The 19532-nt window shown below is 73.6% G+C and carries 17 protein-coding genes and 1 pseudogene; 8 read left to right on the plus strand and 10 right to left on the minus strand.

Annotated features, from left to right (window positions below; genetic code table 11):
* Positions 1–512: 512 nt before the first annotated feature.
* From OG767_RS27985 to groES, 3 genes are all read right to left on the minus strand, one after another.
* Positions 513–2117: a molybdopterin-dependent oxidoreductase gene (locus OG767_RS27985; protein WP_405091182.1), complete on the minus strand. Its 1605-nt coding sequence runs from the start codon at positions 2115–2117 to the stop codon at positions 513–515.
* Between the two features lie 148 nt (positions 2118–2265).
* Positions 2266–3909 (minus strand): chaperonin GroEL, encoded by a 1644-nt coding sequence (groL, locus tag OG767_RS27990; RefSeq protein ID WP_405091183.1) that lies wholly within the window; start codon positions 3907–3909, stop codon positions 2266–2268.
* 70 nt (positions 3910–3979) lie between these two features.
* Complete coding sequence (groES, locus tag OG767_RS27995) at positions 3980–4294, minus strand: co-chaperone GroES (RefSeq protein ID WP_088998427.1); 315 nt, start codon at positions 4292–4294, stop codon at positions 3980–3982.
* 255 nt (positions 4295–4549) lie between these two features.
* Between groES and OG767_RS28000 the strand changes: the two genes are divergently transcribed.
* From OG767_RS28000 to OG767_RS28030, 7 genes are all read left to right on the plus strand, one after another.
* Positions 4550–5776: a THUMP-like domain-containing protein gene (locus tag OG767_RS28000; RefSeq protein WP_405091184.1), complete on the plus strand. Its 1227-nt coding sequence runs from the start codon at positions 4550–4552 to the stop codon at positions 5774–5776.
* Positions 5777–5827: 51 nt separating this feature from the next.
* Complete coding sequence (ybaK, locus tag OG767_RS28005; RefSeq protein ID WP_405091185.1) at positions 5828–6307, plus strand: Cys-tRNA(Pro) deacylase; 480 nt, start codon at positions 5828–5830, stop codon at positions 6305–6307.
* Positions 6308–6492: 185 nt separating this feature from the next.
* Positions 6493–7596 carry a sugar ABC transporter substrate-binding protein gene (locus OG767_RS28010; protein ID WP_405091186.1) on the plus strand — a complete coding sequence of 368 codons (1104 nt, stop codon included), beginning with the start codon at positions 6493–6495 and terminating at the stop codon, positions 7594–7596.
* Between the two features lie 106 nt (positions 7597–7702).
* A complete protein-coding gene (locus OG767_RS28015) occupies positions 7703–8521 on the plus strand; it encodes an ATP-binding cassette domain-containing protein (protein ID WP_405091187.1) in 819 nt (272 codons plus the stop codon).
* Positions 8518–9777 (plus strand): sugar ABC transporter permease, encoded by a 1260-nt coding sequence (locus OG767_RS28020; protein ID WP_281938019.1) that lies wholly within the window; start codon positions 8518–8520, stop codon positions 9775–9777. Before OG767_RS28015 ends, OG767_RS28020 begins: the two co-directional genes overlap by 4 nt.
* Before the next feature lie 30 nt (positions 9778–9807).
* Positions 9808–10983: an ROK family protein gene (locus tag OG767_RS28025; RefSeq protein ID WP_405094334.1), complete on the plus strand. Its 1176-nt coding sequence runs from the start codon at positions 9808–9810 to the stop codon at positions 10981–10983.
* Positions 10984–11082: 99 nt separating this feature from the next.
* Positions 11083–11820 (plus strand): DUF4142 domain-containing protein, encoded by a 738-nt coding sequence (locus tag OG767_RS28030; RefSeq protein ID WP_107158835.1) that lies wholly within the window; start codon positions 11083–11085, stop codon positions 11818–11820.
* 62 nt (positions 11821–11882) lie between these two features.
* On the opposite strand, the gene OG767_RS28035 is transcribed toward OG767_RS28030, so the two are convergent.
* From OG767_RS28035 to tsaB, 6 genes and pseudogenes are all read right to left on the minus strand, one after another.
* Positions 11883–13631 carry an ABC transporter ATP-binding protein gene (locus OG767_RS28035; RefSeq protein ID WP_405091188.1) on the minus strand — a complete coding sequence of 583 codons (1749 nt, stop codon included), beginning with the start codon at positions 13629–13631 and terminating at the stop codon, positions 11883–11885.
* Complete coding sequence (locus OG767_RS28040; RefSeq protein WP_405091189.1) at positions 13628–15334, minus strand: ABC transporter ATP-binding protein; 1707 nt, start codon at positions 15332–15334, stop codon at positions 13628–13630. The genes OG767_RS28035 and OG767_RS28040 overlap by 4 nt, the downstream gene beginning before the upstream one ends.
* A 70-nt stretch (positions 15335–15404) precedes the next feature.
* Complete coding sequence (locus OG767_RS28045; protein ID WP_405094335.1) at positions 15405–15659, minus strand: hypothetical protein; 255 nt, start codon at positions 15657–15659, stop codon at positions 15405–15407.
* Positions 15660–16723, minus strand: a pseudogene (gene tsaD / locus OG767_RS28050) (tRNA (adenosine(37)-N6)-threonylcarbamoyltransferase complex transferase subunit TsaD); the annotation flags it as partial. It lies immediately after the preceding gene.
* 6 nt (positions 16724–16729) lie between these two features.
* Positions 16730–17173 carry a ribosomal protein S18-alanine N-acetyltransferase gene (gene rimI / locus OG767_RS28055; RefSeq protein ID WP_405091190.1) on the minus strand — a complete coding sequence of 148 codons (444 nt, stop codon included), beginning with the start codon at positions 17171–17173 and terminating at the stop codon, positions 16730–16732.
* On the minus strand, positions 17170–17901 hold the full coding sequence (gene tsaB, locus OG767_RS28060; RefSeq protein WP_405091191.1) for a tRNA (adenosine(37)-N6)-threonylcarbamoyltransferase complex dimerization subunit type 1 TsaB: 732 nt from the start codon (positions 17899–17901) through the stop codon (positions 17170–17172). The genes rimI and tsaB overlap by 4 nt, the downstream gene beginning before the upstream one ends.
* 161 nt (positions 17902–18062) lie before the next feature.
* Between tsaB and OG767_RS28065 the strand changes: the two genes are divergently transcribed.
* Complete coding sequence (locus OG767_RS28065; RefSeq protein ID WP_405091192.1) at positions 18063–18827, plus strand: helix-turn-helix domain-containing protein; 765 nt, start codon at positions 18063–18065, stop codon at positions 18825–18827.
* Here the strand turns inward: OG767_RS28065 and ung are convergent.
* Positions 18816–19517 carry a uracil-DNA glycosylase gene (gene ung / locus OG767_RS28070; protein WP_405091193.1) on the minus strand — a complete coding sequence of 234 codons (702 nt, stop codon included), beginning with the start codon at positions 19515–19517 and terminating at the stop codon, positions 18816–18818. The genes OG767_RS28065 and ung overlap by 12 nt on opposite strands.
* Positions 19518–19532: the final 15 nt, after the last annotated feature.

Below are 19532 nucleotides of genomic sequence, written 5' to 3' on the forward strand. Positions count from 1 at the left end.
GGGGCGCGGCGGCGTTTCGTTCGCGCCGACGCGTGCCGTACCGGCACCGCTTCTCGGCACTGCCCATCTCGCGGAACCGCTCGCCTCGCGGAACCGGTCGCCTCGCAAACCAGTCGCCTCGCAAACCGGTCGCCTCGCGGAACGGTCGCCTCGCGGAACGGTCGCCTCGCGGAACGGTCGGTAGCCGCCGATCGTGCCGCGACGGCCGACAGCGCTGTCCGACGCCTGCAAACTTGAGCGCGTCGACGACTCACGCGGGAACGGCCGCCGCCGCACTGGTTCGACGCGCTCGCCGGGCCCTCGTCGCCCTCGCGGTGCGGCGGACGGTAAGGGCTGGCCGGTCGGGGGCAGGACACCGGTCGACCGCCAGCCGTCGACCGCTGAACCGATCGCGCCATCAAGTTGGTAGGCAGCCATGACGACGGCCTTCACCCCGGGTTGTTCCGGCCACCCCGCCGGTCCACCCCGCCGGTGCGCCATGCCGTGGAACCAGATGACCAGCAGCCGGCAGGTCAGGCGACGGTCACCGGGACGGTGTGCCAACCGGTCGCGCCGTCCGGGGCCACCGGGCTGCGCTGCTCCGGCTGCGTCTCGCCGGTCGCGTCGGTGGCGCGCACCTGGAGGCGGTGCTCGCCCGGGGTGGCGTCCCAGCGCCACGACCACTGGACCCAGGTGTCCGACGACACGGCCGGGGCCAGCGTCGCCTCCCGCCAGGGACCGTCATCGACGCGTACCTCGACGCGGCGGACGCCCCGGTGCTGCGCCCACGCCACCCCGGCGACCGTCACCGGGCCGGCGGCCGGACGGCTACGGGCGCGGGGCGTGTCGATCCGGGACTGCGTCTTGACCGGGCCCTGGGCGGACCAGCCGCGCGGCACCCAGTACGCGTCGAAGTCGGCGAAGCTGGTCAGCTCCAGCTCGGTCAGCCACTTGCACGCCGAGACGTACCCGTAGAGGCCGGGCACCACCATCCGGACCGGGAAGCCGTGCTCGATCGGCAGCGGCTCGCCGTTCATCCCGACCGCGAGCAGGGCGTCCCGGCCGTCGCGCAACACCGACGTGGGGGTACCGCAGGTCCAGCCGTCGACCGCGCGACCGACCACCTGGTCCGCGCCCTCCTCCGGGTCCGCCTCGTCCAGCAGATCCTTGAGCGGCACGCCGAGCCAGCGGGCGTTGCCGATCAGGTCGCCGCCCACCTCGTTGGAGACGCAGGCCAGCGTCACGTAGCGCTCCACCATCGGCCGGGCCAGCAGGTCGTCGAAGCTCAACTCGATCGGGTTACGGACCCGGCCGTGGATGCGCAGCTTCCAGGTGACCGGGTCCACCTGCGGCACCACCAGCGCCGTGTCGATCCGGTAGAACTCCCGGTTCGGCGTGACGTAGGGGGCGAGCCGGGGCAGGGACAGGTCCGCGCCGGCCGGCACCGGCGGGGCGGGCGCCGCCGGCGCGGGCAGTGTCACCGCCTGCCGGGCGGCCGAGACGCCCCGCCGCCCGGCGAGCCAGTGCCCACCGAGCCCGGCCACCGCCGCCGCACCGGTCAGCAGGCCGGCGCCGCGCAGGAACCGGCGCCGCGACCCCAGGTCCCCGCGCTCCAGCGGCTCCCAACCGCCCGGGTTGCCCTCCTCACGCGCGAGCGCGGCGGCCACCGGAGACTGCGGCAGAGTGGCCGCCGGGCCGCGGTCCGGTCGCAGCGGGCCGGCCACGAAGGCCCAGAGCGTGAGCCCGCCGAGCGCGCCGCCGAACAGGGCGGGCAGCGCGTCGAACGCGTCCGCGCCGGCCCGGGTCAGCGCGGCGACGACACCGAGCACGGCGAACGCGGCGATGCCGGCCAGGCCGACCACCAGCCGTCGGGCCGCCGCCAGGCCGAGCAGCGCCGCGAAACCCGCCAGCAGCAGCGCCGTCCCGACCAGCAGGGCGATCTTGTCGTACGTGCCGAAGACGTCGATGGCGAACTGCTTGAGCGGCTCGGGCACCAGGTCGACCACGAGGCCGCCGACGGCGATCAGCGGGGCGGACCGGGGACCGGTCAGGACGGCCACCGGCTCGGCGACGCCGAGCGCCACCACGGCGGCGACGACACCGGACACTGCCGCGTGGCGGCGGGAGATCGTGCTCACCCGGCCCAGTCTGGTCGACCGGTCGGGCCGGCCGCCAATTCCGTCAGCGTTCCGTAAGCGAAACGGCCGCGCCGTCAGCGGCCCGAACAGGCGTCAGGGCACACCGCCGAGCCGGCGGTGTGCCCTGACGTCGGGCGTACTCCTCGGGTCAGAAGCCCGGGCCGTGCTGGTGGCCGTGGCCATGGCCGTGGCCGTGCCCACCGGCGGCGGGCTCCGCCTCGGCCGGCTTCTCCACGACCAGACCCTCGGTCGTGAGCAGCAGGCCGGCGATCGACGCGGCGTTGGTGACCGCGTTCCGGGTCACCTTCACCGGGTCGAGGATGCCGGACTTGGCCAGGTCGACGTACTCGCCGGTGGCGGCGTCGAGGCCGTGGCCCCACTCCTGGCCGATGACCTTCTGCACCACCACGTAACCGTCGTGGCCGGCGTTCTGGGCGATCCAGCGCAGCGGCTCGACGAGCGCCTTGCGCACGATCGAGACGCCGACCTTCTCCTCACCGGTGAAGCCCAGGTCGTCGTCGAGCACCGGCAGGATCTGGGCCAGCGCGGCGCCGCCGCCCGGGACCGTACCCTCCTCGACCGCGGCCTTGGTCGCGGCGATGGCGTCCTCGATGCGGTGCTTGCGCTCCTTCATCTCGACCTCGGTGGCCGCGCCGACCTTGATCACCGCGATGCCGCCGGAGAGCTTCGCCAGCCGCTCGGCCAGCTTCTCCCGGTCCCACTCGGAGTCCGAGGCCTCGATCTCCTTGCGGATCTGGGCGACCCGGTCGGCGACCTCGGCGGACTGGCCGCCGCCGTCGACGACTGTGGTGTTCTCCTTGTCGACCACGACGCGGCGGGCGGTGCCGAGCACCTCCAGGCCGACCTGGTCGAGCTTGTAGCCCAGCTCCGGGGCGACCAGCTCGGCGCCGGTCAGGATCGCCATGTCCTGCAGCATCGCCTTGCGCCGGTCACCGAAGCCGGGGGCCTTCACCGCGCAGACCTTGACGGTCTTGCGGATGGCGTTGACCACCAGCGTGGACAGCGCCTGCCCCTCGACGTCCTCGGCGATGATGAGCAGCGGCTTGCTGTTCTGGAGGACCTTCTCCAGCAGCGGCAGCAGCTCCTCGATGGCCGAGATCTTCTGCGTGGTGATCAGGATGTACGGGTCCTCCAGGACCGCCTCCTGCCCCTCCACGTCGGTGACGAAGTTCGGCGAGATGAAGCCCTTGTCGAACTGGAGACCCTCGGTCACCTCCAGCTCGGTGGTGAGCGCGGAGCCCTCCTCGACAGTGATCACACCGTCGCGGCCGACCCGCTCCATCGCCTCGGCGATCAGCTCGCCGATCGTGGCGTCCTGCGCGGAGATGGTCGCGACGTGCGCGATCGACTCCTTGCTGGCGACCTCGACGGCCTTGCCGAGCAGCGCCTCGGAGACCTTGGCGGCCGCCGCGTCGATGCCCCGCTTCAGGCCGGTCGGGTTGGTGCCGGCGGCCACGTTGCGCAGGCCCTCCCGGACCATGGCCTGGGCCAGCACGGTGGCGGTGGTGGTCCCGTCGCCGGCGACGTCGTTGGTCTTGGTCGCCACCTCCTTGACCAGCTGCGCACCGAGGTTCTCGTACGGGTTGGTGAGCTCGATCTCCTTGGCGATGGTCACGCCGTCGTTGGTGATCGTGGGCGCACCGAACTTCTTGTCCAGGACGACGTTGCGCCCGCGCGGGCCGAGGGTGACCTTGACCGCGTTCGCGAGGGCGTTGACACCGTGTTCGAGCAGGTGCCGGGCGTCATCCGAGAAGCTCAGGATCTTTGCCATCAGTATCCCTTCGAAGCGACGTTGCCCCGGCCCGGCGAGCCGGACCGGGGCAACGACACTGATCGGTTGCTTACTTCTCGATGACCGCGAGGACGTCGCGGGCGGAGAGCACCAGGTACTCCTCGCCGGCGTACTTGACCTCGGTGCCGCCGTACTTCGAGTAGAGGACGGTGTCGCCGACCTTCACGTCGACCGGCACGCGGTTGCCCTTGTCGTCGATCCGGCCCGGGCCGACAGCGAGGACGGTGCCCTCCTGCGGCTTCTCCTTGGCGGTGTCGGGGATCACGATGCCCGAGGCGGTGGTGGTCTCGGCCTCGTTCGCCTGCACCACGATGCGGTCCTCGAGCGGCTTGATCGCAACCTTGGTCGCGGTAGTCACGGGCATACCCTCCTGGGGTACTTGGTGTCGTTGCCGGTCGACACGCCGACCGGCGTCAATCTGCCACATGCCACCGGGCGGGGCCGTCGTCGCGGGTGCCGGTCCGCCTGGCGTTCAACGCTCGGGCACCAGGCCCGGGCGTTGGCACCCTCAGGGTGAGAGTGCTAATCGCAGGTTATTCCTCGGCTAGCACTCCGTCAAGGAGAGTGCCAGCGCGTCGCCCGTCGTGTCGCCTCCGGAGCGGGTCGGGAGAATGAGCGGATGGATCTCGACCAGCTCACCGCGCTGCGTACCCCCGAGGGGTCGGCCGCGCTCGCCGCGGCGGAGCGGGTGGCCGGCGGCGACCCGCTGGCGGCGGCCGCCGCGCTGCGCTCGGCCGGGATCCCGGTCGGGCTCGCGGCGGCGGCGCTGACCCAGGCGGAGCTGCGCCGCCGGGCGATCGGCAAGTTCGGCACGGCGGCGGCCCGGATGTTCCTCACCCGCCCCGGGCTGGAGCAGGCCACCCGCCGGGCGGTCGCCGACCGGCGGGCCGCCCGGCTGCGCGCCGCGGGTGTGACCACGCTTGCCGACCTCGGGTGCGGGCTGGGCGCCGACGCGCTCGCCGCGGCCCGCGCCGGCATCCGGGTGTACGCGGTGGAGGCCGACCCGGTCACCGCCGCGATGGCCGCCGCGAACGCCGAGGCCGCCGGGCTGGCCGGACTGGTCACGGTGGAGTGCGGCGACGCCACCGCGTTCGACGTGACCCGGGTCGACGGGGCGTTCTGCGACCCGGCGCGGCGGCGGGCCGGCAGCGGGCGGCGCATCTTCGACCCGAACGCCTACTCGCCGCCGTGGGACTTCGTCACCGGGCTGGCCGCACGCGTGCCGCGCACCGTGGTCAAGGTGGCGCCCGGCCTGGACCACGCGCTGATCCCGGCCGGCGCCGAGGCGGAGTGGGTGAGCGTCGACGGCGACCTGGTGGAGGCCGCCCTCTGGTGCGGCCCGCTAGCCAGCGTCCCCCGTCGCGCCACCCTGCTCCGGGAGAAGGAGGGGCCCCCTCCTAACGCCTCCGGTAGAGACGGGGCCCCCTCTCACCACCTCACCGGCAGCGGCGCCGACGAGGCGGAGGTGGGCGCGGTGCGGCGGTTCCTGTACGACCCCGATTCGGCGGTGGTACGCGCGCACCTGGTCGCGGAACTGGCCGCCGACCTGGACGCCACGCTCGCCGACCCGTCGATCGCCTACCTGTACGCGGACACGGCACACCCCACCCCGTTCGCCCGCTGCCTGGAGATCACCGACGTGCTGCCGTTCTCGCTGAAGCGGCTGCGCGCCCTGCTGCGGGAGCGCCGGGTCGGCCGGGTGGAGATCCTGAAGCGGGGCTCGGCGCTGGAGCCGGAGAAGCTGCGCCGTGACCTGCGCCTGGCCGGCGACGAGGCAGCCAGCCTGGTGCTGACCCGGGTGGCCGGCGCGCCCACCGTGCTGATCGGCCGCCCGGCCTCCGGCTGACCGACCCGTTCCGGCTCGCCGTGCGGCGGCGGTCGGGCTAGCTTGACGGTCATGGCGGGACAGGGCACTCCGGCGATCGTGCTGCTGACCAGGCGGAAGATCGCGCACAGCACCCATTCGTACGCCGTGTCGCCGGACGCGCCGAACTACGGCGCGCTGGTCGCCGACGCCCTCGGGGTGCCACCGGAGCGGGTGTTCAAGTCGCTTGTCACCGACGTCGACGGCGGGCTGACCGTGGCGGTGGTGCCGGTGACCGGGGAGCTGGACCTGAAGGCCCTCGCCGTGGCGGTCGGCGGCAAGCGGGCCGCGCTGGCCGACCGGGCGGTGGCCGAGCGGGCGACCGGTTACGTGCGGGGCGGGATCAGCCCGCTGGGGCAGCGCCGGGCGCTGCCGACCGTGGTCGACGCGTCCGCGCTGGCACACCCGACGGTGTACGTCTCGGCCGGTCGCCGCGGCCTCCAGGTGCAGCTCGCGCCGGGCGATCTGGTGGCGTTGACCGGGGCCGTGACCGCCCCGATCGCGGCCGGCTGAACCGGACGCTGGGAGCGTTTCCGCAGCCGGTGTCCGCCAGGTGACAACCGCGTTGCTGAATTGTTACCGCCGCCAACAAACTTCTGACCTCGGCACTCTTGCGGAGCGCGGGAAGCGCGGAATACGTTGCCGGACACAACAAAACACCGTCACCAACTCCCCCACCCCCGAAAGGACCCGTGCACATGCGCAAGGGCTTCCTCACCTTCGCGGCCGTCAGTCTCCTCGCGACCGGCAGCATGGCCGCCTGTGGAGACAGCGGCGATTCCTCCGACAAGGCCGGCGGTTCGAACGACAAGAAGCCGAAGATCGGCGTGATCCTGCCGGACAGCAAGTCCTCCGCCCGCTGGGAGGGCGCGGACCGCAAGTTCCTCAAGGCGGCGTTCGACGCGGCCGGCGTCGAGTCCGACATCCAGAACGCGCAGAACGACAAGACCGCGTTCCAGACCATCGCCGACCAGATGATCACCAACGGCGTCAACGTGCTGATGATCGTCAACCTGGACTCCGGCACCGGCAAGGCCGTGCTCGACAAGGCCAAGTCGCAGGGCGTCGCCACGATCGACTACGACCGGCTGACCCTGGGCGGCTCCGCCCAGTACTACGTCAGCTTCGACAACGAGGCCGTCGGCAAGCTCCAGGGCGAGGGCCTGAGCAAGTGCCTGACCGACAAGGGCGCCAAGAACCCGTCGATCGCGTACCTCAACGGCTCGCCGACCGACAACAACGCCACCCTGTTCAAGAACGGGTACGACTCGGTGCTCAAGCCGAAGTTCGACTCGAAGGAGTACACCAAGGTCGCCGACGACTCGGTGCCGGCATGGGACAACGCGCAGGCCGCCACGATCTTCGAGCAGCAGCTGACCAAGGCCAGCGGCAAGATCGACGGCGTGCTCGCCGCCAACGACGGTCTCGGCAACGCGGCCATCTCGGTGCTGAAGAAGAACAAGCTCAACGGCAAGGTCCCGGTGACCGGCCAGGACGCCACCAAGGAGGGTCTGCAGAACATCCTCGCCGGTGACCAGTGCATGACCGTCTACAAGGCGGTCAAGAAGGAGGCGGACGCCGCCTCCGAGCTGGCCATCGCGCTCGCCAAGGGCGAGACGAAGGACACCGGCCAGACCGTCAAGGACCCGGAGGGCAACCGGGACGTGCCGGCCGTGCTGCTGGAGCCGAAGGCCATCTACAAGGACAACGTCAAGGACGTCGTGGCCGACGGCTACATCACCAAGGACGAGCTCTGCACCGGTGCGTTCGCCAAGCTCTGCACCGACGCCGGCGTGAGCTGACCCACCCCGCCTCAGGCGGCGCCGCCCGGCACGGGACCACTCCCGCGCCGGGCGGCGTCCACGCCGGACGGGATCCGAGACCTCCCTCCGCCCAAAGGAGACCCCCGTGTCCGCAACCCCCCTGCTGGAGCTACGCGGGATCGACAAGAGCTTCGGTCCCGTCCAGGTGCTGCGTGACGTCGCCTTCGCCGCGCACCCCGGCGAGGTGACCGCGCTGGTCGGCGACAACGGCGCCGGCAAGTCGACCCTGGTCAAGTGCATCAGCGGCATCTACCCCACCGACGCCGGCGAGTTCCTCTTCGACGGCCGACCGGTGAGCATCAGCAGCCCCCGGGACGCCGCCGCGCTCGGGATCGAGGTCGTCTACCAGGACCTGGCGCTCTGCGACAACCTCGACATCGTGCAGAACATGTTCCTCGGCCGGGAGAAGCGCAGCGGCCTCGTGCTCGACGAGCCGACCATGGAGCAGATGGCCGCCGAGACGCTCGCCGGCCTCAGCGTCCGGACCGTGAAGTCGCTGCGCCAGCACGTGTCCAGCCTCTCCGGCGGCCAGCGGCAGACGGTGGCCATCGCCAAGGCGGTGCTCTGGAACAGCAGGCTGGTCATCCTGGACGAGCCGACCGCCGCGCTCGGCGTCGCGCAGACCGCCCAGGTGCTGGAGCTGGTCCGCCGGCTGGCCGACAACGGCCTGGCCGTGGTGCTCATCTCGCACAACATGAACGACGTCTTCGCCGTCTCCGACCGGATCGCGGCGCTCTACCTCGGCCAGATGGTCGCCCAGGTGAAGACCACCGACATCACCCACTCGCAGGTGGTCGAGCTGATCACCGCCGGCCGCTCCGGCGGCCTCGGCCTCGCCGGCGAACCGGGCAGCAACGGCACCGGCGCCGCGCCCGCCGACACCACACCAGGAGCCGTCCGATGACCGCCACCGTCGTGAAGAAGGAAGGCCCGGCCGGCGTCGCCCCGGCGCCGACCGTGGGCAGCCACGTGAACAACTACTGGCGCCGGGTACGCGGCGGCGACATCGGCGCGCTGCCCGCCGTGGTCATGCTGGTCGTGCTCGCGGTGGGCTTCTCGATCGCCCGCCCGTCGTTCTTCACGGCCGGCAACCTCGCCAACCTGTTCACCCAGGGCGCCGCGGTCACGCTGATCGCGATGGGTCTGGTCTTCGTGCTGCTGCTCGGCGAGATCGACCTCTCCGCCGGGTTCGCCAGCGGTGTCTGCGCGGCGATCCTGGCCAACACCGTCACCGTGCTCGGCTACCCCTGGTACGTGGCGGTGCTGGCCGCCGTCGTCACCGGCGTGGTGATCGGCGTCGTGCTCGGCCTGCTGGTCGCGAAGGTCGGCATCCCGTCCTTCGTGGTGACGCTCGCCGGCTTCCTGGCGTTCCAGGGCGTCGTGCTGACGCTGATGGACGAGGGCGCGAACATCGCGGTCCGCGACGACGTGCTGGTGGCGATCGCCAACCGCAACATCTCCCCGGTGCTGGGCTGGGCGCTGGCCGCGCTGGCCATCGCCGGGTACGCGGCCGTGCAGCTCCTGCGGCACCGCAACCGGTCCGCCCGGGGCCTGCTCACCGACCCGATCGCGGTGGTGGCCGCGCGGATCGGCGGGCTCGCCGTGGTGCTCGGCGTCGCGGTCTACGTGCTGAACCTGGAGCGCAGCCGCAACGTGCTGGTGGTCTCGCTCAAGGGCGTGCCGATCGTGGTGCCGATCATCGCGCTGCTGCTGGTCGTCTGGACGTTCGTGCTCCAGCGCACCAGCTACGGCCGGCACATCTACGCGGTCGGCGGCAACGCCGAGGCGGCCCGCCGGGCCGGCATCAACGTGGACAAGATCCGCATCTCGGTCTTCGTCATCTGCTCCGGGATGGCCGCCATCGGCGGCATCGTGGCGGCCAGCCGGGCCAACTCGGTCGACCCCAACACCGGTGGCAGTAACGTGCTGCTGTACGCCGTCGGCGCGGCGGTGATCGGCGGCACCAGCCTCTTCGGCGGCAAGGGCCGGGTCCTCGACGCCGTGCTCGGCGGCGCGGTGGTCGCGGTGATCGACAACGGTATGGGACTGATGGGATACAGCTCGGGCGTCAAGTTCGTGGTCACCGGCGTGGTGCTGCTCGCCGCGGCGACCATCGACGCGCTGTCGAGGCGGCGGGCCGCCGCCACCGGCACGCGCTGACCCGGGTACGGACACACCATGGCAGTGGCAATGCGCGCGGGTCCCAGTCAGGACGAGATTCGACGGCAGAACCTGGGCGCATTGCTCCGCTACGTGCACGTGCACGGGGCCACCACGCGCGCGGAGCTGACCACCGCGCTCGGGCTCAACCGCAGCACCATCGGCGCGCTGACCGCCGACCTGGCCGGCGCCGGTCTGGTCAGCGAGGGGACGCCGAAGGAGACCGGCCGGGCCGGACGACCGTCACTCGTCGTCCGGCCCGAGTCGGGACGGGTCTACGCGTACGCGTACAGCGTCGAGGTGGACCGGCTGCGGGCCGCGCGGGTCGGCCTCGGCGGCGAGGTGCTCGACCGCCGGGAGCTGGACCGGCCACGCAACCTGGTCGCCGGCGAGGCCGCCCCGCTGCTGGCCGGCGCCGTCAAGGAGATGCACCAGGCGGTGCCGGACGGCTCGTTCTGCGTCGGCGCCGGAGTGGCGGTCTGCGGCATGGTGCGCCGCGACGACGGGCTGGTGCGGCTCAGCCCCACCACCGGCTGGGTGGACGAGCCGATCGGCGCGGCGCTCGCCGCCGAGCTGGGCATCGACGTCCCCATCACGGTGGGCAACGTGGCCGACGTGGCCGCGTTCGCCGAGCACGCCCGCGGCGCGGCCACCGGCTGCGACAACGTCATCTACCTGTACGGCGACGTCGGCGTGGGCGCCGGCATCATCGCCGGTGGCCGGCGGCTGACCGGGCACGGCGGCTACGGCGGCGAGGTCGGCCACATGGTGGTGGTCCGCGACGGGGCGCGCTGCGACTGCGGCCGGTACGGCTGCTGGGAGACCGAGATCGGCGAGCACGGGCTGCTGCGGGCCGCCGGCCGGGCCGAGGCGCGCGGCCGGGAGGCGCTGCTGAGCGTCTTCGACGCGGCCGACCGCGGGGACGCCCGCGCGCAGAGCGCGGTACGGCAGGCCGGCGACTGGCTCGGCTTCGGCGTGGCCAACCTGGTCAACATCTTCAACCCGGAGATGGTCCTCTTCGGCGGCACCATGCGTGACCTCTACCTGGCCGCCGCCGCCCAGGTGCGCAGCCGGCTCAACCGCAACGGGCTGCCCGCCTGCCTGGAGCACGTGCGGCTGCGCACCCCGGAACTCGGCGACGACGCGGCCCTGGTCGGCGCCGCCGAGCTGGCCTTCGAACGCCTCCTGGCCGACCCGCTGAACTGATCGGCCCGGTGATCCGTACCAACGTGCGGACGGGCGGCCGGTGGGCTCGACCGTCCCGCGACCCCGCGTACCGGTCCGGACCGAGGAGGCACCGCAACCATGGCATCGCTGGAATCCGCACGTCGCCGACTGGCGCACCGGGTGACCCTGCTGCTCGTCGCGATCGGCGCGGGGATCGGCGTTCTTCCCGGCGCGGCTCTGGCCGCCCCCAATCCCGGGGTGCAGATGAACGCCGCGGACATGACGCTGCTCAACGGCGTCCGGCTGGCCGGGCTCTGGGAGATGCCGGCCGGCACGATGGCCGCCGAGAAGGGCCAGTCCCCCCGGGTACGGGAGGTCGGCGCGGAGATCGCCCGCCAGCACGGTGTCCTGGACCAGCTGGTGGTCGAGGCGGCGAACAAGCTGGGGGCGGTGCTGCCGACGGACCCGACGACCCAGCAGAAGGGTTGGCTGACCGAGATGCAGAACGCCAGCGGCGCGCAGTTCGACCAGATCTTCGTCACCCGGCTCCGGGTCGCCCACGGCAACATCTTCCCGGTGATCGGCGCGGTGCGGGCGAGCACCAAGGACCCGGTCGTGCGCAAGCTCGCCGAGGACGCCAACAAGTTCGTCAACGACCACATGACCATGCTGGAGAGCACCGGGCTGGTCCGCTGGCAGCAGTTGCCGCCGCCCGCGCTGCCGGCCGCGCAGAGCGATTCGCTGGTCGCCGCCGCCCAGGCCAACGCGTCCAGCGGCGGCGGGCTCCAGGTGGGCACCGGGATCGTGTGGGCGGTCTTCCTGCTCGCGCTGGGCACCGGCGGGTACACGACCTGGCGGCTGATGCGTCGCGCCTGACGGGCGTCAAGCGGGGCCCCTTCCTATACGCCAGGCGTTAAGAGGGGGCCCCTCCTTACGCCTCAGCCGTGCCAGGAGCGCCAGAGGGCGGCGTAGGGGCCAGCGGCGGCTACCAGGTCGTCGTGTGGGCCCAGCTCGGTGATCCGGCCGTCGGACACCACTGCCACCCGGTCCGCGTCGTGTGCGGAGAACAGCCGGTGCGCGATGGCGATCACGGTCCGTCCGTGCAGCACCGCGGCCAGCGACCGCTCCAGCGCGCGGGCGGCGCGCGGGTCGATCAGCGAGGTGGCCTCGTCCAGCACCAGCGTGTGCGGGTCGGCGAGCACCAGCCGGGCCAGCGCGAGCTGCTGCGACTGCGCCGGGGTGAGCGGATGCCCGCCGGCCCCCACGGTCGTCTCCAGCCCCGCCGGCAGCGCCTCCGCCCACTCCAGCGCGTCGACCGCGGCCAGCGCGGCGCGTACCGCCGCCCGGTCGGCGGCCGGCCGGACCATCGCCACGTTGTCGGCGAGCGTGCCGATGAACACGTGGTGCTCCTGGCTGACCAGCGCGACGTGGGTACGCAGCTCGTCCAGGGGCAGTTCGGCGAGGGGTCGACCGTCGACGGTCACCGCACCGGCCGACGGGGTGTGCACGCCGGCCAGCAGCCGACCCAGCGTGGACTTGCCCGCCCCGGACGGGCCCACCATGGCCAGCCGCTCCCCCGGTCGGGGCACCAGCGTCACGCCGTGCAGCACGTCGTGGCCGGCGCGGTACGCGTACCGGACGTCGTGCGCGGCGAGCCGACCCTCGGTGGTCGGCCGGCGCGACGCGACGGGCGCCGGGGAACGCTCGTCCGGCTCGGTGGCCACGCCGAGCAGCCGGGCCAGCGAGGCGCCGCCCACCTGGAACTCGTCCAGCCAGCCGAGCAGCCGTTCGATCGGGTCGGTGAGCTGCTGGGCGTAGAGCGTGGCGGCGGTGACCTGGCCCAGGCTGGCCCAGCCCTTCAGGTGGAACCAGCCGCCGATCAGCAGCGTGGCCACCATCGGCACCAGGTAGCCGAACTCGGCCACCGGCCAGAACACGGTCCGCAGGTACAACGTGTAGCGCTCGGCCGCGTACGAGCGGCGGATGTCGGCGTCGCCGCGGGCCCGGCGGCGGGCCGCCTGACGCAGCGCCTCGGTGGTCCGCGCCCCCTCGACCGTCTCGCTGATCCCGTCGGTGATGTCCGAGTAGGCGGCGTTCTCCCGCAGGTAGCCGGCCGGCGCGCGGCGCAGGTACCACCGGGTGCCGGCCCAGAGCACCGGCACCGCGAGCAGGCTGGGCAGCGCCAGCAGCGGCCCGGTCAGCACCAGCGCGCCGAGGATCAGCAGCACGGTCAGGGCCGCGATCAGCGTCTCCGGCCCGGCGAACCGGACCGTCCGCGACAGTGCCGACACGTCGCGGGAGGTGCGGGTGAGCAGGTCACCGGTGCCGGCCCGCTCCACGGTGGACAGCGGCAGCGCCAGCACCCGGTCGACGAACTCCTCCCGCAGCTCGGCGAGGACCCGCTCACCGAGCCGGGCCGAGGCCAGGTGCGCGAACCGGACCAGCACCGACTGCACCACCACGAAAGCGGCGATGGCGACCACCACCCGGTCCACGGTGGTGGCGGCCACACCCCGGGAGATCCCCTCGACCAGGTCGCCGAGCAGGCGCGGGGTGACCAGCCCGGCCGCCGCGGCGAGCGCGTGCAGGCCGAGCACGGTGGCCAGGCCACGCGGGTGCCGGCGGACCAGCTCCCGCACGTACCGGCGGACCTGCGCGGCGTCGGCGACGGGCAGCGCGTTGCTCATCGGTCCTCCTCCCGGCTCACCGTGGCCGCGTAGCGGGGCTCGGCGGCGAGCAGCTCCTCGTGCCGGCCCTCGGCGACGACCTTGCCGTCCTCCACGAAGACCACGTGCTCGGCGCGTCCGAGCACCAGCGGGCTGGTGGTGCAGACCAGCGTGGTGCGGCCGGACCGGGCCGCGGCCAGCCGGTCGGCGACGCGCGCCTCGGTGTGCGCGTCCACCGCGCTGGTGGGCTCGACCAGGATCAGCGTCTCCGGGTCGGCGACCAGCGCGCGGGCCAGCCGCAGGCGCTGCCGCTGCCCGCCGGAGAACTCCCGGCCCCGCTCGGCGACCGCGCCGTCCAGGCCGCCGGGCAGCGCCTCGACGATGTCCGTCGCGCTGGCCGCGGCCAGCGCCGCCTCGACCGTGGCGCGGTCCGCCCGGTCGTGTGGGTCCAGCTCCGTGCGGAGCACGCCGCTGAACAGCTGCGCGTCGTTGTCGGCCACCAGGATCCGCTCCCGCACCGTCGCCAGTGCCACGTCCCGCAGCGGTACGCCGTGCAGCGTCACGTCCCCGTCGGCGTACCGGCCGAGGCGGTCGGCGATCTCGGCCGCGTCCTGCGGTTCGGCGGCGGCCAGCGCGGTGAGCCGGCCCGGCGGCAGCACCAGCCCGGAGCGCGCGTCCACCAGCTCGCCCGGCCCGGGCGGCACCGGCACCGGCTGGGCCGGGTCGGTGAACTCCGGCGCGAGCCGCAGCAGCCGGACCACCCGGCGGGCCGCGACGTGCCCCCGGGTGAGCTTGTCGGCCGCCTCGGTGAGGTTGCGCAGCGGGCTGACCAGGAACGCGGTGTAGCCGTAGAAGGACACCAGCTCACCGGCGCTGATCTCGCCGCGCAACGCGAACCGGGCGCCGAGCCAGGTCACCAACACCACGAACACACCGGGCAGCAGGATCTGGGCGGCCTGGAGCAGCGACTCCACCCGGGCCACCCGCAGGCCGTCGGCGCGCAACGCCTGCGACCGTTCCCGGTAGCGGGCGGCCAGCACCGGCTCCCCGCCCACGCCGCGCAGCACCCGCAGGCCGGAGACGATGTCCGCGGCGCGCGCGGTGAGCCGGCCGGTCGACTCCCGGTACGCCGCCTGCTGCCGGTGCAGCGGCCGGATCAGCAGCGCGACGAGCGCCATCAGCAGCGGCACGCCGAGCACCACCACCAGCCCGAGCGGCAGTGACGCGGTGAGCAGGATGGTGGCGACGGTGACGATGCCGACCACCGCCCCGACGCCCCGGGCGGTGATGTCGATCGCACTGCCGATGTGCTCGATGTCGGACGTGCCGATGCTCACCACCTCGCCGGCGGCGACCCGGCGCGGCAGCGCGGCGCCGAGCCGGTTGGTGGCGTCCACGGTGACCTGCACCGTGCGGTACGCGGCGCCGAGCCAGTTGTGCACCGCGCAGCGGTGCCGCAGGATGCCGGCGCCGGCCTGGACCAGCCCCAGCCCGAGCAGGGCGAGGCTCCAGCGCACCAGCGCGTCCGGGTCGCGCTGGGCGAGCCCGGCCTCCACGGCCCGGCCGATCGCGGCCGGCACCAGCGCCTGGGCCAGCATCCAGATCACGCCGAGCGTCAGGCCGCCGCCGAAGTACACGGGATGTCGCCCGGCGAGCCACACCAGGTAACGGGTGGCGGACCGCGCGTCGGGGGTGCCGGGGTCGCCGGCCGGTGAGAAGCGCATGACCCACCGACGCTAGGTGGCGGCCGGTCCCGGACGCCAACCAGTTTCCGGGCGCCGTGACGACCGTCGTCTAGCGGTCGACCTCGGTGAAGTCCCAGCTGTGCGGTGCACGGGCGACCAGGCGCGTGGGCGGTTCGGGCAGTTCCCGGGGGTTGCTGCGCCACTTCGAGATGACCACCAGCCGGTGGTCGGTGGAGGAGAACACCTCGCTGCCGACGTGCATCGGGTCGTGCTCGAACTCGGGCAGCGCGGTCTCGCACACCCAGGTGATCAGCTCGGCGAAGCCGTACGGCTCGGCCTTCGCCTCCCACATCCGGACGATCATGTCGGTTTCCTCCCCGGTCAGACGCTGACCACGGTCAGCGGCATGGCCGAGTCGGCCGGCAGGTCCAGCCGGCTCGGGGCGACGCCCGCGGCGACCAGGTGCGACCCGAGCGCCGCCACCATCGCGCCGTTGTCCGTGCAGAGCTTCGGCCGGGGCGTACGCACCCGGACGCCGTGCTTCGCGGCCCGCTGCTCGGCCATCGCCCGCAGCCGGGAGTTGGCCGCCACCCCGCCGCCGATCACCAGCGTGTCGATCCCGCTGCTGCGGCAGGCGTCCAGCGCCTTGCCGACCAGCACGTCGCAGACCGCCTCCTGGAAGGACGCCGCCACGTCGGCCACCGGCACCGGCTCGCCGGCCCGCTGCCGCGCCTCGACCCAGCGGGCCACCGCCGTCTTGAGGCCGGAGAAGGAGAAGTCGAACCGGTGTCCGACCAGGTCCTTCGCGGCGGTCAGCCCGCGCGGGAAGGCGATCGACGCCGGGTCGCCGGCCCGCGCCTCCCGGTCGATGTACGGGCCACCGGGGAACGGCAGTCCGAGCAGCCGCGCCACCTTGTCGAACGCCTCCCCGGCCGCGTCGTCGATGGTGGCGCCGAGCGGCACCACGCCCCGGGCCAGGTCGTCGACGCGCAGCAGCGAGGAGTGCCCGCCGGAGACCAGCAACGCGATCGCCGGCTCGGGCAGCGGCCCGTGCTCCAGCGTGTCCACGGCCACGTGCGCGGCGAGGTGGTTCACCCCGTACACCGGCTTCTCCGCGGCCACCGCGTAGCCCTTGGCGGCGGCGACGCCGACGAGCAGCGCGCCGGCCAGACCCGGACCGGAGGTGACCGCGATGGCGTCGATGTCGGCGATGGTGACGCCGGCTTCGCGCAACGCCCGGTCCATGGTGGGCACGATCGCCTCCAGGTGGGCCCGGCTGGCCACCTCGGGCACCACCCCGCCGAACCGGGCGTGCTCCTCGACGCTGGAGGCCAGCGCGTCGGCGAGCAGCGTGTGCCCGCGCACGATGCCCACGCCGGTCTCGTCGCAGGACGTCTCGATGCCGAGGATCAGGGGTTCGTCAGCCATCCGCGTTCAGTCCTCGTGGCGCTGCATGACCAGCGCGTCGGTGTTGCTCGGTTGGTAGTAGCCGCGCCGCACGCCGATCGGCTCGAAGCCGTACGTGGCGTAGAGCCGCTGTGCGGGGGCGTTGTCGGCGGCGACCTCCAGCAGCGTGCTGCGGATGCCGCGCCGGGCCGCCTCGGCGAGCAGCGCCTCCAGCAGCAGCCGGCCCACGCCCCGGCGTTGGGCGTCCCGGCGGACCGCGATGTTCTGCACCCATGCCTCGTCGGGCGGGGCCGCGGCCAACCCGGCGTAGCCGGCCACCGCGCCGTCGTCGTCGATGGCGACCAGGTAGAAGTGCCCGTTGGCGAGTTCGTTCCAGAACATGCCCGGGGACCACTGCTCGGCGCCGAACAGGTCCGCCTCGATGGGCAGCACCTCGTCGACGTGCCACCAGCGGAACCGGCTCAGCCTCATCGCAGGACCGGCTTGTGGCCGGTGGCCGCCACCGCGTCCGGGCGGCGCAGGTAGAGCGGGGTGAGCGCCTCACCCGGGACACCCGCACGGATCCGCTCGGCGGCGAGTCGGGCCAGCGCCAGCGGGTCCGGGTAGCGCGGCTCGGCCCGCACCGGCAGGCCGAGCACGTCCGCGTACCGCTGGGCGCCGTCGCCGACCGCGACGGTGACCGCCAGATCGCGGGCTCGTTCGGCGACGACCGCCGGGGCGGCCACGTCCGGGCCGGCGACGCGCCGCCCGGCGCCGTCGTAGACGGCCCAGTAGACCTCGCGCCGCCGCGCGTCGCTCGCCGCCAGCACCAGCTCGCCCGCGGCGGCGGCGTGGCTTGCGGCGGCGGGGTGGCTTGCGGCGGCGGGGTGGCTTGCGGCGGTCGGCTGGCCGAGGCCGTCCAGCGAGCAGACGCCGTACGTGGGGACGCCGAGCACCTGGGCCATGGTGGCGGCGGTGACCAGCCCCACCCGCAGCCCGGTGAACGGCCCCGGGCCGAGGCCGGCGACGATCGCGCCCAGGTCGGCCGGGCGCGCGCCCACGTCGGCGAGCACCGCGTCGACCTGCGGCGCGAGCAGCTCGCCGTGGGCCCGGGCGTCGACCGTGCACCGGGACGCGCGCAGCACGACGCCGTCCGCCGAGACCTCGGCCAGCGCCGCGGTCACCGCGGGCGTCGAGGAGTCCACCACGAGTACGAGCACGGTAAGCCAGCCTAGCCCGTCCCCCGACCTGGGCCGCCCACCGCATGCCGTCACGGACGGTAGCGTCCGGAGGGAACACTATGCCGTGAAGCGATATACCCAGGTGTCATAAATATGACCCAGTGGTATATCGTTCCGCCGCGACATGCCACCCTGCCGGGATGACGGAGAGTCACCTGGCCCATCAGATCGCCCGCACGCTGCGGCACGAACGCGACCGGGCCGGGCTCACCCAACAGGCGCTGGCCGCCCGCGCCGGGTTGAGCCAGGCCGCCATCGCCCGGATCGAGCGAGGCGACCGGCTACCCGGCCTGACCACCGTGGAGCGTCTCCTCGCCGCACTCGACCGGCAGCTACGGGTCGAGGCCGAGCCGCTCGACAGCCACCTGGACGCGGCGCTCGACGAGCTGGCCGGCACCGACCCGGTCGAGCGGCTCGATCGCCTCGGGCTGGACCGCCTGGTCGACGCGCTCGGCGACCTGCCCCACGTGCTGGCCGGCAGCACGGCGGCCGTGGTGCAGGGCGCGCCGATACCGGTGGAGGCGGTCGAGATCGCCGTGCGGTGGCGGGACTCCCCCTCGTTCACCGCGTTCCTGTCTCGGGCGCTCGCCCAGCGGTGGAACGCCCGCTGGGAGGAGTGGGGCGGCGTACGCCACGAGCCCGAGGAGCCGGGCGAGCACCGCTGGCGGACCCGCCACGGCGAGCTGCGGGCCCGGATGGTCGAGGAACTGCCCGAGCCGATCGAGGTGCGGCTGGGTGGGCGCACCTACCCGGTCGAGCCGCTGGTCCAGGTGGAGGTGGCCGACCGGCGCGCGGCCGAGCTGCTGCGCCGGCACCGGCACCGCCTGACGGCCGGCGCAGCAGGAACGGCCGGCGCAGCAGGAACGGCCGACACGGCCGACCGCACCGGCGGGTCAGCCGGCTGAGCGTTCCCAGTCGACGGTGGGCAGACCGGCGTCGGCGAGCGCCTTGTTGGCCGCGCTGAACGGACGGCTGCCCAGGAAGCCGCGCGGGTTCATCGGGCTCGGGTGGCCGGCCTCCAGCACCACGTGCCGCGCATTCGTGACCAGCGCCGCCTTCTTGCGCGCGTAGCCGCCCCACAGCAGGAAGACCACCCGCTGGTCGAGCGCGTCGAGCGCCCGGATGGTGGCGTCGGTGAACTCCTCCCAGCCCCGGTTGGCGTGCGAGCCGGGGGTGGCCTGGCGGACCGTGAGCACCGAGTTGAGCAGCAGCACACCCTGGGCGGCCCAGCCGTCGAGGTTGCCGCTGCGCGGCTTCGGCACGCCCAGGTCCTCGCCGAGCTCCTTGAAGACGTTGCGCAGCGACGGCGGCACCGCCACGCCCTCCCGCACGCTGAAGCTCAACCCGTGCGCCTGCCCCGCCTTGTGGTAGGGGTCCTGCCCGAGGATGAGCACCCGGGTCTCCGCCGGCCCGCACAACCGGTAGGCGGAGAACAGGTCCGCCAGCGGGGGAAAGACCGTGGCGGTCGCGTACTCCCGGGCGACGAAGTCGGCCAACGCCGCGGTGCGGGCCGAATCGAGGTGCGGGGTGAGCGCCTCCCGCCACGGCTCGGGCAGGAGCGCCAACAGGTCGAGGGCGGGAACGTCGTCGGGCATCGGCAACCTTTCGCA

Origin of the sequence: Micromonospora sp. NBC_01392 (assembly GCF_045040125.1) — a bacterium.
GTDB lineage: Bacteria > Actinomycetota > Actinomycetes > Mycobacteriales > Micromonosporaceae > Micromonospora.

What these genes read in the sequence shown, in the direction of transcription:
- groL (WP_405091183.1), bottom strand. Translation starts at nt 3,909, where the DNA reads ATGGCAAAGATCCTGAGCTTCTCGGATGACGCCCGGCACCTGCTCGAA.
- groES (WP_088998427.1), bottom strand. Translation starts at nt 4,294, where the DNA reads ATGCCCGTGACTACCGCGACCAAGGTTGCGATCAAGCCGCTCGAGGAC.
- OG767_RS28000 (WP_405091184.1), top strand. Translation starts at nt 4,550, where the DNA reads ATGGATCTCGACCAGCTCACCGCGCTGCGTACCCCCGAGGGGTCGGCC.
- ybaK (WP_405091185.1), top strand. Translation starts at nt 5,828, where the DNA reads ATGGCGGGACAGGGCACTCCGGCGATCGTGCTGCTGACCAGGCGGAAG.
- OG767_RS28010 (WP_405091186.1), top strand. Translation starts at nt 6,493, where the DNA reads ATGCGCAAGGGCTTCCTCACCTTCGCGGCCGTCAGTCTCCTCGCGACC.
- OG767_RS28020 (WP_281938019.1), top strand. Translation starts at nt 8,518, where the DNA reads ATGACCGCCACCGTCGTGAAGAAGGAAGGCCCGGCCGGCGTCGCCCCG.
- OG767_RS28025 (WP_405094334.1), top strand. Translation starts at nt 9,808, where the DNA reads ATGCGCGCGGGTCCCAGTCAGGACGAGATTCGACGGCAGAACCTGGGC.
- OG767_RS28030 (WP_107158835.1), top strand. Translation starts at nt 11,083, where the DNA reads ATGGCATCGCTGGAATCCGCACGTCGCCGACTGGCGCACCGGGTGACC.
- OG767_RS28035 (WP_405091188.1), bottom strand. Translation starts at nt 13,631, where the DNA reads ATGAGCAACGCGCTGCCCGTCGCCGACGCCGCGCAGGTCCGCCGGTAC.
- OG767_RS28040 (WP_405091189.1), bottom strand. Translation starts at nt 15,334, where the DNA reads ATGCGCTTCTCACCGGCCGGCGACCCCGGCACCCCCGACGCGCGGTCC.
- OG767_RS28045 (WP_405094335.1), bottom strand. Translation starts at nt 15,659, where the DNA reads ATGATCGTCCGGATGTGGGAGGCGAAGGCCGAGCCGTACGGCTTCGCC.
- rimI (WP_405091190.1), bottom strand. Translation starts at nt 17,173, where the DNA reads ATGAGGCTGAGCCGGTTCCGCTGGTGGCACGTCGACGAGGTGCTGCCC.
- OG767_RS28065 (WP_405091192.1), top strand. Translation starts at nt 18,063, where the DNA reads ATGACGGAGAGTCACCTGGCCCATCAGATCGCCCGCACGCTGCGGCAC.
- ung (WP_405091193.1), bottom strand. Translation starts at nt 19,517, where the DNA reads ATGCCCGACGACGTTCCCGCCCTCGACCTGTTGGCGCTCCTGCCCGAG.